Consider the following 12,476-nt stretch of genomic DNA (forward strand, 5'->3'; position numbering starts at 1 on the left):
ACCACCACACCGGGATCAGCGGCGGTTCCTAACGCTGCGCGGCCGGTGCCGCGGTCGGTGCTGCGACCGGTACTGCGGCCGGTTCCGGTGCGGGCGCCGGCGGCAGGGCCGCCCCGGCCGGACCGGCCTCCAGCCGGTCCAGCTCCAGCTCGTCCGGGTCCTTCGGCCGCGGCTCGGGCCTGGTCAGCGCGAACAGGCCGCACACCACCGCGATGAACACGTAGCCGAGGGCCACCGGGCCGTTGGCGTTCCATTCCACCTGCTCGCCGTGGATCAGGCCGACGAACGACAGCACCGCGCCGGCCAGGGCGAAGACACCGGCGTGGACGAACCGTTTGTCGATGATGAACGCCACGACCGAGCCCAGCACCAGGCCCGCCAGGATCGCACCCTGGCCGAGGACCAGCAGGCCGTGGTACACGACGCCGTTGCCCTCCAGCGCCGCCGAGCCCACCTGTGCGGCCGTGGTGCCGGCAGCCGCCAGCGAGTTGTCGATCTGGCTGGTCGCCCACTGGGCGATGTTCGGCACCAGCGCCGCGATGACCGCCGCCGCGTGGGCCTTCGGGGAGAACTGGAACGCCTGCGCGCCGATCAGCAGGCCGATGTAGAGCAGGATCGGCACGATCGCCGGCAGCGGGAACACCGCACCGAGCAGGCCGAACATGCTCAGGAAGCACAGCAGCGCGATGACGATGCCCGTGGCCATCGAGTAGCCGCTGCGCCCGCCGGCCTTCTTCCAGCCGGGGTGGCCGACGTAGACCGCCGGCGGGAACGGCGAGCCGAGCGCCGAGCCGATGATGGCGCCCGCGCCGTCGGCGAGCAGGACGCTGCGCAGGTTGTAGTGGTCACCGGCCGCGGCGGCGCTCTCCACGTTGGACATGCCCTCGGTGAAGTTGTAGACGCCGAGCGGGATCGCGGTCGCGAGCAGCGGCGCCACGTCGGACAGGCCGGAGAACAGCAGGTCGAGATGCAGGCCCGGCAGGGCGAAGCCGATCTCGTCGACCGCGGCGCTCACCGCGTTGCCGTCCATCGCGCCGCCGATCCAGCCGATCGCGGTGCCCAGTAGCAGGGCCGCCAGGCCGATCGGGAAGTTGCCGGGCAGCTTCGTGTCGGTGAGCAGGCCGATGAGCAGCAGTGCGAACACCGGCAGCGCGACCCAGGCGAGGTTCCACATCCGGGCCGCCGGCAGCATCGAGATGAACGTGATCGAGATGCCGGCCAGGGTGCCCAGCAGCGCGGCCCGTGGCGCGTACTTCCTGATGTACGGGCCGACGAACGCGCCGATCAGCACGATCACGCCGATGATGAACGCCCACGCCAGCCCGGCCTTCCAGGCGAGGGTGGCGTTCTGCGTCTTGAGGTACACCGGCAGCATGATGACGAAGATGACGATGAACATGTGCGGGACACTCGGCCCGTAGGGCAGCGCGGTGACGTCGGTGCGGTGCTCCCGGCGGGCGAGGCGCCGCGCGAGGAACGTGTAGTAGACGTTGCCGACGACGAGCGCGATACCGAGCGCCGGCAGGATCGCGTGGAACACGTCGCGCTCGCTGAGCTTGACCACGAAGAGGCAGAGCGAGGTCAGCGTCAGGACGTTGACGAGCACGTTGACGCCGAAGCCGAAGAACGCATTGGTGTCGCCGCGGACCCACCAGGGGACCCGTAATGCGGTGTTCGTTGCCATGACGTCACGTCCTCTGCAGAGTGGGCTGGAGCGCCGCGATGAAGGTGGGGGAGTCGGCGACCCAGCCGAAGATGCCGCCCTGCGCGGCGATCATCTTCAGGCCGGTCTCCTGGAACTCCGGGAAGTACGAGCCGACGCAGTCGGAGAGCACGAGGCACTCGTAGCCGCGGTCGTTGGCCTCCCGGACGGTGGTGTGCACGCAGACCTCGGTGGTGACGCCGGTGACGACGAGGCTGCGGACGCCGAGTGACGTCAGCAGTTCGCCGAGCCCGGTGGCGTAGAAGGCGCCCTTGCCGGGCTTGTCGACGACCGGCTCGCCGGGCGCCGGCGCGAGCTCGTCGATGATGTCGTGGCCGTACTCGCCGCGGATCAGGATCCGCCCCATCGGCCCGGGCGCGCCGATGCGCATGCCGGGGTCGCCGCGGTTGAGCTTGGCGGGCGGGCAGTCGGACAGGTCGGGCAGATGCCCCTCCCGGGTGTGGATGATCGTCAGGCCGGCCGCGCGGCACGCGGCCAGCAGCGCCGCGGTCGGCGCGATCGTGCGCCGCAGCTGCGAGACGTCGTTGCCGAGCGTCTCGCCGAAGCCGCCGGGCTCCATGAAGTCGCGCTGCATGTCGATGACGAGCAGCGCCGTCGTCGCCGGGTCGAAGGTGAACGGTCCGGGGAGTGCTTCGAGAGTGGCCACAGTGGACGCTCCTGTTCAGGCCGTCGCCGCGATCACGTCGGCCGACGTGGCGACGCAGCCGAAGACCCCGCCCTGCATGGTCACCATGTGCAGCGCGGCGGCGTGGTTGGACGGGTCGGTAGCGCCGGTGCAGTCGGAGAGGATCAGGCACTCGTACCCGCGGTCGTTGGCCTCGCGCATCGTCGTGTGCACGCACACGTCGGTGGTGATGCCGGTCAGGATCAGGTGGGTGATGCCGTGGGTGCGCAGCACCAGGTCGAGGTTCGTGGCGTAGAAGGCGCCCTTGCCGGGCTTGTCGACCACGACCTCGCCCGGCGCCGGGGCGACCTCCGGCACGATCTCCCAGCCCGGCTCGCCCTTGACGAGGATCCGTCCGCACGGGCCGGTCGAGCCGATCTCCGCGCCGATCCGCGCGGAGCGCCACCGCTTGTTGGGCGGCAGGTCGGACAGGTCGGGGTCGTGACCCTCGCGCGTGTGGACCACCAGCATCCCGAGGCCGCGGACGTGGTCGAGCAGTTTCGCGGTCGCCGGCAGGCCCGCCCGGGTGAGGCCGATGTCGTAACCCATGCTGTCGACGTAGCCGCCCGGCCCGCAGAAGTCGGTCTGCCAGTCGATGCACAGCAGCGCCGTACGGCCGACCGGCACGGAGCCGTCGTAGGGCCAGGCGTACGGCTTCGCGCCGACGACCGGGCCGATGGTTGCACTCATTCCGCCTCCTCCTTGCGAAATGCGCGCCAGCCGCCGCCGGCGCTGATGTCCCGGCCGTCCCGGGCCGCGTACGCCTCGCACAGGAACCCGGGGACGACGCCGCCGCCGGCGATCGACACGTGACCGATCGACAGCGGTGCGGAAACGCTCGTGAGCAGCGCGCCCAGCGCCGTCGCCGGCACGCGCCACAGCTCGACCTCGATCGCGGTGCCGCCGTCGGCGACCCGCACCAGCCCGGGCAGCCCGGCGTCGCCGACCGGCAGCCGGAACAGCCGGTAGCAGGGCGCGGTCCGGGTGGTCCGGACGAACCGGCCGCCGAGCGCGACCAGCTCCGCGTTGCGCGGCTCGCCGCGCAGGTGGTGCCCGACGACCGCCAGCTCGACGGTGCCCGCCGCCGGGTCCCATGCCGCCGCCGGTGCCGCCGGTTCGCCGTGCAGCGCGGCCGCCAGCGCCAGCAGGGTCGCCTCGCTGAACGCGGGGCCGATCAGGGAGAGGCTCGCCGGCCGGCCGTCCGGGGTCCGTCCGTTAGGTACGGTGACCACCGCGAGGTCGAGCAGGTTGGCGAACTGGGTGTACCTGCCGAGGATCGCGTTGCGCCGCAGCGGTTCGGCGGCGATCTCGTCGAGCGTGTACGTCGTCGGCACGGTCGGCAGGGCCAGCACGTCGATCCGCTCGAAGAGCCGGCGGGTCACGGCCCGCAGTTCGCGCAGCCGGTGTTGCGCGCGGAACGTGTCCGCCGCGGTGAACCGCCGGCCGCCCTGCAGGATGCCGCGCGTCAGCGGCAGGATCTGATCGGCGTGGTCGCGCAGGAACGGCTCCAGGTCGGCCAGCCGCTCGGCGACCCACGGCCCCTGGTAGAGCAGGCTGCCGGCCTCCAGCAGGGGCGCGAGGTCCACCTGTTCGGCCGCGCCGGTGAGCCGGGCCAGGGCGAGGCAGCCGGCGACGTACCGCTCGGCCTGCCCGCGGTCGCCCTCGAAGTCCAGCGCCTCCGGACGGGCGACGCCGAGGCGCACGGCCTCCGGAGGTACGACCTCCGGATCCGCGGCGCGGGACCACGGATCGTCCGCGACGGGCCCGCGCACCACCTCGAGGACCGCCGCGGCGTCGGTGACGTCCCGCGTGAAGACCGAGACGCAGTCGAGCGAGCGGCAGGCGGGCACCACGCCGACGGTGCTGAGCAGGCCGCGGGTCGGCTTGAGCCCGACGATGCCGTTGAACGCGGCCGGCACGCGGCCCGAGCCGGCGGTGTCGGTGCCGAGCGAAAACGCGACGAGGCCGGCCGCCACGGCGACCGCCGAGCCGGAGCTGGAGCCGCCGGCGATGAGGCCGCCGCCGAAGACGCTCTCGACCGCGCCGTACGGCGAGCGCGAGCCTGTCAGCCCGGTCGCGAACTGGTCGAGGTTGGTCTTGCCGACGAGCATCGCACCGGCGGCCAGCAGCTTCTCGACGACGGGGGCGTGGCGCTGCGGGACGTACGCGAAGGCGGGGCACGCGGCGGTGGTCGGCAGGCCGGCGACGTCGATGTTGTCCTTGACGGCGAACGGGATCCCGAACAGCGGCAGGCCGGCCGGGTCCAGACGGCGCAGCTCGGCGGCGCGGGCGCGCAGCGCGTCCGGGCCGGCCTTCGTGATCCACACCGCGGGCGGCGCGGGCGCGGCGGCGACCTGCTCGGCGACGTCGGCCGGGGTCAGCTCGCCGCTCAGGTACGCCTCACGGAGGGCGGTGATGCCGGTGCGGGTGGCCGTGGCGGTCATACTGTCGATTGTCGACAGTCCTGTTACACGGACCGGCCCGCCGTGTAACGCATCGATGTCGTGGTGCTCTCGTCCTACTGCAGGTAGGAGCGGGCACCGTGGTCGTCGAGGGCGGCCAGCACCGCGGCCGGGTCGCGGCTCGACACCGCCTCGAACAGCCGCTCGTGGCGGTGCACGCCGTCGTGCTCCGGCGCGACCTCGGCCTCCCGCCGCAGGTTGAGTGCCATGTACAGCTGGATCTTCACCAGCACCGACTCGTAGACCGAGGTGAGCTGGCGGTTGCCGGCGAGCGCGACGACGGCGACGTGCAGCTCGCGGTGGGCCGTGGCCATGTCGTAGCGGTCCCCGCGGGCGTCGGCCTCCTGCATCGCCTTCATCGCGGCGGTGATGCCGCCGAGGTCGGCGTCCGGCGGCGTGGTCGTCACCGCGTGGCGCTCGAGGACGTCGCGCACCGCGTACAGCTCCTGGATGTCCACCGCGGACAGCGTCGCCACCCGCGCGCCGCGCCGCGGCACGTGCTCGACGAGTCCCTGCTGGGCCAGCAGACGAAGCGCCTCGCGCAACGGCGCCCGGCTGATCCCGAACCGGCGGGTCAGCTGCTCCTCGACCAGGCGCTCACCCGGGTCGGCGCCGCCGCCGAGGATCTCCCGGCTCAGCCGGGACACCGCCAGCTCGACCAGGCTCGCGCTGGCCAGCTCGTCGGACTCCCTCATCGGATCAGTGTGGCAGACTCGCTCACACCCGCTGGACGCCGTGCGGCGGGCTCACACGCACCGGAGGCCGGGCGACGGGCTCACACCCGCCGGAGGCCGAGCGGCGGCTCACACGCGCTGGGCCGGGCGGCGGCTCACACGCGCTGGAGGCTGTGCAGGCGGGCGAACAGGCCTCCCCGGGCGACGAGTTCGTCGTGGGTGCCGACCTCGGCCAGGCGCCCCTCGGCCAGCACCACGACCCGGTCCGCGTCCCGCACGGTGGCGAGCCGGTGCGCGACCACGAACGTCGTCCGGCCGCGCATCAGCCGGGTGAGCGCCTGCTGCACCAACGCCTCCGACTCGCTGTCGAGCGCCGACGTCGCCTCGTCCAGCAGCAGCACCCTCGGGTCGCGCACCAGAGCCCGGGCGATCGCCAGCCGCTGCCGCTGCCCGCCGGACAGCAGCGCGCCGCGCTCGCCCACGAGCGTGTCCCAGCCGTGCGGCAGCCGCTCGACGAACTCCAGCGCGTTCGCGTCGCGCAGCGCCGCCACGACCGCCTCCTCGGTCAGGTCCGGCAGGCCGTAGGTGACGTTGTCCCGGATCGAGCCGTCGAAGAGGACCGGCTCCTGCGGCACCACGGACACGTGCCGGCGGTAGGTGCGCAGGTCGATGCGCTCCATGTCGGTGCCGTCGAGCAGGATCCGTCCCTCGGTCGGCCGGATGAACCCGATCAGCAGGTTGAGCATGGTCGACTTGCCGGAGCCGGACGGGCCGACGAAGGCGATCGTCTCGCCGCTGCGGACGTCCAGGCTGATGCCGGACACCGCGGCCTTGCCCGAGTCCGGGTACCGGTAGCCGACACCCTCCAGCGTCACCGCGCCGCCGACCCGCGTGACGGCCTGCTTGCCCTCGTTGAGCTCGAGGTCCGGCGCCGACAGCACCTCGCCGATCGAGCGGATCGACTCCAGGCCCTTGGTGATGATCGGGGCGAGGCCGAACAGGCCGATGACGGAGGTGGTCAGTACCGCGAAGTAGGTGCTCAGCAGGACCACGTCACCGGCGCTCACGGGCGCGAACCCGGTCCAGGCGGCGAGGGCGGCGGCCACCAGGCAGGCAGCGCCGAGCAGTTGGTACGTCACCCACGACGCCGCGCCGAACCGGGCGTTGACCAGGTCGAGCCGCACACCGGCGGACCGCACCTCCTCGACGGTCGAGCGCAGCCGGTGTACCGCCTCCTGCTCCAGCGCGTGGGCCCGCGTGATCGGCATCAGGTGGGCCATCTCGTCGACCCGCGCCGAGAGGTCCTCGACCCGGCGGCGGAACTCCTCGTTGCGGGCGCCCGAGCGGCGCCGGACCATCGCGACCAGCGCCGCCGTGCACGGCACCACCAGCAGGAAGAGCGGGACGAACTGCGGCACCCGCAGCGCCGTCAGGCTCAGCGCGCCGAGCAGCGTCAGCACCGCCGAGGTGCCCGACTGCGCCACCTGCTGGAGCATCAGCTCGACGTTCTCGACGTCCCGGACGACCTTGGTCTGCAGCAGGCTCGCGCCGGCCCGCGTGTGGAAGCCGATCGACAACTGCTGCAGCCGCCCCGCGAGCGCCGAGCGCAGGTCGGTGCCGAGATGCCGGACGACCAGGCTCATCTGCCGGACCCACAGCATGTGCATCGGGATGTTCTGGAGCAGCACGACGGCCAGCACCGAGGCGTTGAGCCACAGCTGGCTCACCGGCCGGTGCTGGACGACGATGTCGATGATGTTGGCGGTGATCAGGGGCAGCAGCCAGATCGGGCTGTCCTTCACCGCGAACGCGACGGTCGCCAGGGCGATGCGCCACTTGCCGGGCGCGAGCAGGCGGATCGTGGTGCGCACCGGCCGGCGGCCGTCGAATTCCATGGACTTCATCCGATCGCACCGGCCCGCCCGGGCTCAACGTCATCGACGTCACACGGGTGGCCGACACTGGCCGTACCGGGGGCAGAAAGTGTCGGACCGGGGCGGTAGCCTGCTGGACATGACGCAGCCACCGTATGGATCTGAGCCATACTCGTCGAATCCGTATGGCCAGCCGAGTCCGTACGAGCAGCCGTCGCCGTATGGACAGCCGTCGCCGTATGGACAACCGCAGTACGGGCAACCCGCGTTGCCGTCGACCCAGCCTCCCATGTCGGCGCCGCCCTCGTCAGCCCCGCCCGGCTCGGGCGCGCCGTATTCGCCGACCTACCAGCTGCCCGTCTCCGGCGTGCCGACCTCGGGCGGCTACGACCCGTATGGGCAGGCCGCCTACGCGCAGCCGGCCTACGGCGTGCCCGTCGCGGCGGGCGCCCCGGCATACGACCCGGTGACCGGCCAGCCGTATTCGGACAAGAACAAGCTCGTCGCCGGCCTGCTCCAGCTGCTGCCGAGCCTGTTCTTCCTCCTGGGCGGCATCGGCCGGCTCTACGCGGGCAACATCGCGCTCGGCGTGACCCAGCTGGTCCTCAGCGTGGTCGTCGGCTGGGTCGCCTTCGTGTGCGGCTTCTTCCTGTTCATTCCGTTCCTCGTCTCCGGCGGCCTGTGGCTCTGGTTCGTCATCGACGGCATCATGATGCTCGCCGGCCGCCCGGTCGACGGCGAGGGCCGCCCGCTCCGCCCCAACTGATCCGTCGCCGGGTCCTCACCGGTTCTCGCGTTCAGCGGCCCTGTCGGCGGTGCAGCAGCATCTCCGACGGGCCGAAGAACCTGTGCCCGACCCCGCAGCGCAGATGGACGTGCTCCACCGGCCCATCGGTCGACGTAACCATGCCGTGCGAGCGCGAGGCCGCCGGAAGCCCACATTCCGGACAGCCCACAAGTTCCGTCGTCATGCCGCCTTCCACGCACGGCGCCACCCGTCCGGCCAGGCACAGTCATCGACCCGACGCATCGGTCCCGCTTCATGATCGTGGGAAACTTCCTGTTGCCCGGACGGCCTGAAGTTTCCTGGATCACGACTGTTCGAGCGCTCAGCCCCACGGCCCAGCCCCCAGCGCCAGCCGATCACCCGCGAACCCGGCATCGGAGACTGCTCCTCCCCGCATCTCGTCGGTTCTCCTCGCGTTGCCCTCCCGTTCCTCCTCGCCGCTCCTCGCCGCAGGTCGACGCTGGACGGCCGACCCGAGACCGCGAGCACGACGCCAAGGCAGATCCGCAGCCCGTCGGCGGCCGTCATGACCACTCCCACCGGGTCGGCCGGCGGCTGGTGTTCGGGTGCCCGACTGCTCCTGCTGGTTGGCCTGTTGGCGGCTGGTGTTCGGTGCCTGACTGTTCCTGCTGGTTGGCCAGTCGGCGGTTGGTGTTCGGTGTCGGACTGTTTCGCTGGTCGGCTGGGGTTGGCGCTCGGTGTCGGGTTGCTCGTGCTGGTCGGCTGGGGGTTCGTGTTCGCGTCCGACTGTGCTCGCTGGCGGATTGGTGTTCGGTGTCGGACTGCTTCTGCTCGTCGGCTGGGGTTGGCGTTCGGTGTCGGACTATTTCCACTGGTGGCTGATGGTTTGCATTCGGTGTCCGGCCGCTTCCGCTGGTCGGCTGGCGGTTGCATTCGGCGTCCGATCGCTCCCGCTGGTCGGCTGGCGGTTCGCATTCGGCATCGGCTTCCCCTTCCACGTGGCTGGCGTGTGCTGGAGGGAGTCAAATCGTCATTCATCGATTGGATTCGCCACGAATTCTCATGATCCCGGAGACTTGTGGTACCCCAGGCGACACAAAGTCTTCGCGATCATGGAAAAGTGAATTAATACACGTTCATCGATGCACCAAGATGTCTGGAATGTCTCCTCTATCGGGGCTGTCGACGGGCTGGTCTCTTTTGCGGCTGCGAAACGTGGAGTGATCCGCGCCTAGTCTTGGCCCGCGACCCGGTGCGCATCGGTCCCGGCGCCCGGCCCACCCAGCGCCACCCGGCCCGGTGTCCGACCCGGCCCGAACCGGTGTCCTGCCCAGTCCGGTCCGGCGTCCGATCCGACCCGGCTCGGCGTCTGACCTGGTGTTCGACTCAGCGCCTGCCCGGCGTGCAGTCCGGCGTCCGACACTGGTGTCCGACTCGGCTTCTGGTTCGACGTCCTGCCTGGCTCCTGGCTCGGCGTCTTGCTTGACGCCCCGGCCCGGCATCCAGCGACCCGGCCGACTCCCAGCGGGCTGACCTCAGGCCGGAGTGAGCGCAGCATCCCGCATTTTGCGCTTGGTATTCCGCACTCGACCCTGGCCCGGCACCCTGGCCCGGCACCCCGGCACTTGACCGGGCATCCGGCCCGGCACCTGGCCCGGCATCCGGCCCGGCACTTGGTCCTGGTGCTCGGCCCGGCACTCGGCTCCGGCAACCGGTCCCTGCTCGCGCCGGTCGCCGGCTTCGTCCTGGAGTTCAGCGTCCGGGCCGGCGTCGAGCGACCCGAACCCCACCTCGGCGGGCTCGGCGGGCCGTGGTGCCGGACCCGTCGCGTCGCGGCAGCGTGCGAAGAAGCTGTAGCGGGCCGGCCTGGGTTGACCTCAGGTTCATCGAGGCAGGCGGATGCCGCGGATCGACGCGTCCAGCACCTGGGCGGTGTGGGCCAGGCGGATCTTGCCGCCCGCTCGGGTCACGCCTGCGGAGATCTGCATCAGGCAGCCGGGGTTGGCGGTCACCAGCACCTCGGCGCCGGTGGCCAGCACATTGTGCGCCTTGCGGTCGGCCAGCTCCGCTGCCGGGTCCGCGTTCAGGATGTTCCACACCCCCGCCGACCCGCAACATATCTCGCCGTCCGGGATTTCGCGCAGCTGCAGGTCGGGGATTTCGCGCAGCAAGGTCCGTGGCTGGGTGCGCACGCCCTGGGCGTGGGCCAGGTGGCAGGCGTCGTGGTAGGCCACCGTCAACGGCAGGGGGTGGCGCGGGGCCACCGGGCCCAGCTCGGTCAGGATCTCGGAGAGGTCGCGCACCCGTGATGCCAGGTCCGCCGCCCGCGCCGAGTATGCCGGATCGTCCGCCAGCAGCGTCCCCAGTTCCTTCAGCGACGAACCGCAGCCTGCCGCGTTCACGACCAGTGCGTCCACGCCGGCCGTGGTGAACGTGTCGACGATCGACCGCGCGAATCGTACCGCCTCGGCATGGCGTCCATTGTGGACGCTTAGGGCGCCGCAGCAGCCCTGGCCCGGCGGCACGACCACGTCGCAGCCCTCGGCGGCCAGCACCCGGACGGTGGCGGCGTTCACCGACGGGAAGAACGCGTCCTGCACGCACCCGGTCAGCATCCCGACCACCGCACGGCGCGGGCCGACCGCTCGGACCAGCGGCGGCAGCGGGACCGCCCGGCGCGCCGGCGGGGCCAGGTCGGTCAGCGTCGCCAGGGTCGCCGGCAGATACCGTCGCAAGGGCAGACCCAGCATCTGGTACGCCCTGAGCGGCACCTTGGCGACCCGGAGCCGCCGCGGATAGGGGAACAGGGCGAACACCGCACCCCGCAGCGCCCGCTCCGCCGGGCCGCGATGCCGGGCCTCCTCGACCTGGACGCGGGTCTGCTCGATCAGCGTGTCGTACCGCACGCCGGAGGGGCAGGCCGTCACGCACGCCATGCAGCCCAGGCACGCGTCGAAGTGGCCGGCCATGGTCGCCGTCAGCGGCTCGCCCTGGGACTCCTGGAGCATGAGCTGGATCCGGCCGCGCGGGGAGTCCATCTCCTCGCCCCACAGCACGTACGTCGGGCAGGTCGGCAGGCAGAATCCACAGTGGACGCAGTCGCCGATCAGCTCGGGCCGGGACCGTTCCTCGATGGACATCAGATGCCTCCCACGAACCGGCCGGGGGCGAGGGTGCCCGCGGGGTCGAACTGCTCCTTGACCCGGCGCATCAGGTCGAGGCCGTCAACGTGGCCCCAGACGTCGACGCGGGCCCGGATCGCCGGCGGGGCGGTCAGCACGACACAGTGGCCGGCGCCGGCGCGGGTCGCCGCCCGCAGGTCGCTGACCACCCCCGCGACGACACCCGGGTCGGTGCCGCCGGGGAGACCGGCGTAGAGGACTCCGGTGCCCGCCGAGCCGCGCACCCGCAACGGTACGTCGTGCAGCCGGGCGGTGACGCCGGCGGCCGTCAGCAGGTACGGCACCCGGGACAGCGCCGACGTGAGCTTCATGCCGACGTCGCCCGGCCCCCACGGGTATTCGCCCCAGCCCGGCGGCGGGTCGTCGGACGCGGTGGCGCCGTCGCCGAGCAGCTTCTGGAGGTCGGCGGCGCGCTGGGCGACCCCGGCGGGCACCCCCTCGACCAGCGCGGTCACCGTGAGCGGCGCGGCGTCGGACTGGACCGTGTCGATCTCCAGGGCACTCGGCACGACCTGGGCGCCGAGGACCGCGGACACGGCCCGCCCGGCCTCGTCCGGGCCTTCGACGCAGACCGAGACGAAGCGGCTCGCGGCGGGGAGCGGATGCAGCCGGAACGCGCACTCGGTGATCACGCCGAGGGTGCCGTACGACCCGGCGACGAGCTTGCCCAGGTCATACCCGGCGACGTTCTTCACGACCTTGCCGCCGGCCCGGGCGACGACGCCGTCGGCACGGACCACGGTGACGCCGATGAGCAGGTCACGGACGGTGCCGTACAGCATGCGCCGGGGGCCGGACGCGTTGACGGCGACCGTGCCGCCGATCGTGGACCCGGGCAGTGGCTCGTCGAGGGCCAGCTGCTGGCCGGCCGGGCGCAGCGCGTCCTGCACCTGGCGCAGCGGGGTGCCGGCCCGGACCACCGCGACGAGGTCACCGGCCGCGTGCTCGACCAGGCCACACAGTTCGGCGGTCTCCAGGATCAGGTCGAGCCGCTGCGGCGGCAGCGCCCAGTCCTGCCGGGTGCCGCCGCCCCGGACGACCAGCGCCAGGCCGCCCTTCGCGGCACCCTTGACCACGTCGGCCACCTCGGCGGTCGACGAGGGGGTCGCGACGGCGGCGGCGGACACCCCCGCGATCTCCGCTGACATC

At 72.2% G+C, this 12,476-nt stretch carries 9 protein-coding genes; 1 reads left to right on the forward strand and 8 read right to left on the reverse strand.

The features are described 5' to 3' along the window. Window positions 1-28: 28 nt before the first annotated feature. The 6 genes from Dfulv_RS11070 to Dfulv_RS11095 all read right to left on the reverse strand — a co-directional run bounded on the left by Dfulv_RS11070 (window position 29) and on the right by Dfulv_RS11095 (window position 7,427). Window positions 29-1,684, reverse strand: coding sequence for a SulP family inorganic anion transporter (locus tag Dfulv_RS11070; RefSeq protein ID WP_259862674.1), 1,656 nt, complete (start codon window positions 1,682-1,684; stop codon window positions 29-31). A 4-nt stretch (window positions 1,685-1,688) separates the two neighbouring features. Continuing rightward, entirely contained in the window at window positions 1,689-2,369 is a 681-nt protein-coding gene (locus tag Dfulv_RS11075; RefSeq protein ID WP_259862675.1) for a cysteine hydrolase family protein, read from the reverse strand. 15 nt (window positions 2,370-2,384) lie between these two features. Beyond that, window positions 2,385-3,077: a biuret amidohydrolase gene (gene biuH / locus Dfulv_RS11080; RefSeq protein WP_259862676.1), complete on the reverse strand. Its 693-nt coding sequence runs from the start codon at window positions 3,075-3,077 to the stop codon at window positions 2,385-2,387. Further along, window positions 3,074-4,831, reverse strand: coding sequence for an allophanate hydrolase (gene atzF / locus Dfulv_RS11085; RefSeq protein ID WP_259862677.1), 1,758 nt, complete (start codon window positions 4,829-4,831; stop codon window positions 3,074-3,076). The genes biuH and atzF overlap by 4 nt, the downstream gene beginning before the upstream one ends. Before the next feature lie 74 nt (window positions 4,832-4,905). Next, the gene (locus Dfulv_RS11090) at window positions 4,906-5,544 is read right to left on the reverse strand and encodes a GntR family transcriptional regulator (RefSeq protein WP_259862679.1); all 639 of its coding nucleotides are present in this window, start codon (window positions 5,542-5,544) and stop codon (window positions 4,906-4,908) included. Between the two features lie 134 nt (window positions 5,545-5,678). Continuing rightward, on the reverse strand, window positions 5,679-7,427 hold the full coding sequence (locus Dfulv_RS11095) for an ABC transporter ATP-binding protein (RefSeq protein ID WP_259862680.1): 1,749 nt from the start codon (window positions 7,425-7,427) through the stop codon (window positions 5,679-5,681). 259 nt (window positions 7,428-7,686) lie between these two features. On the opposite strand from Dfulv_RS11095, the gene Dfulv_RS11105 reads away from it, so the two are divergent. After that, a complete protein-coding gene (locus Dfulv_RS11105) occupies window positions 7,687-8,163 on the forward strand; it encodes a TM2 domain-containing protein (RefSeq protein WP_259862681.1) in 477 nt (158 codons plus the stop codon). A 1,865-nt stretch (window positions 8,164-10,028) separates the two neighbouring features. Here Dfulv_RS11105 and Dfulv_RS11110 read toward each other — a convergent pair. Together Dfulv_RS11110 and Dfulv_RS11115 are read right to left on the reverse strand one after the other, a co-directional pair. Further along, window positions 10,029-11,285, reverse strand: a complete 1,257-nt coding sequence (locus Dfulv_RS11110; protein WP_259862682.1) for a (Fe-S)-binding protein — start codon at window positions 11,283-11,285, stop codon at window positions 10,029-10,031. Continuing rightward, the gene (locus tag Dfulv_RS11115; protein ID WP_259862683.1) at window positions 11,285-12,475 is read right to left on the reverse strand and encodes an FAD-binding oxidoreductase; all 1,191 of its coding nucleotides are present in this window, start codon (window positions 12,473-12,475) and stop codon (window positions 11,285-11,287) included. Before Dfulv_RS11115 ends, Dfulv_RS11110 begins: the two co-directional genes overlap by 1 nt. Window position 12,476 lies beyond the last annotated feature (1 nt).

The organism is Dactylosporangium fulvum, assembly GCF_025137375.1.
In the GTDB taxonomy this organism is placed as follows: domain Bacteria; phylum Actinomycetota; class Actinomycetes; order Mycobacteriales; family Micromonosporaceae; genus Dactylosporangium; species Dactylosporangium fulvum.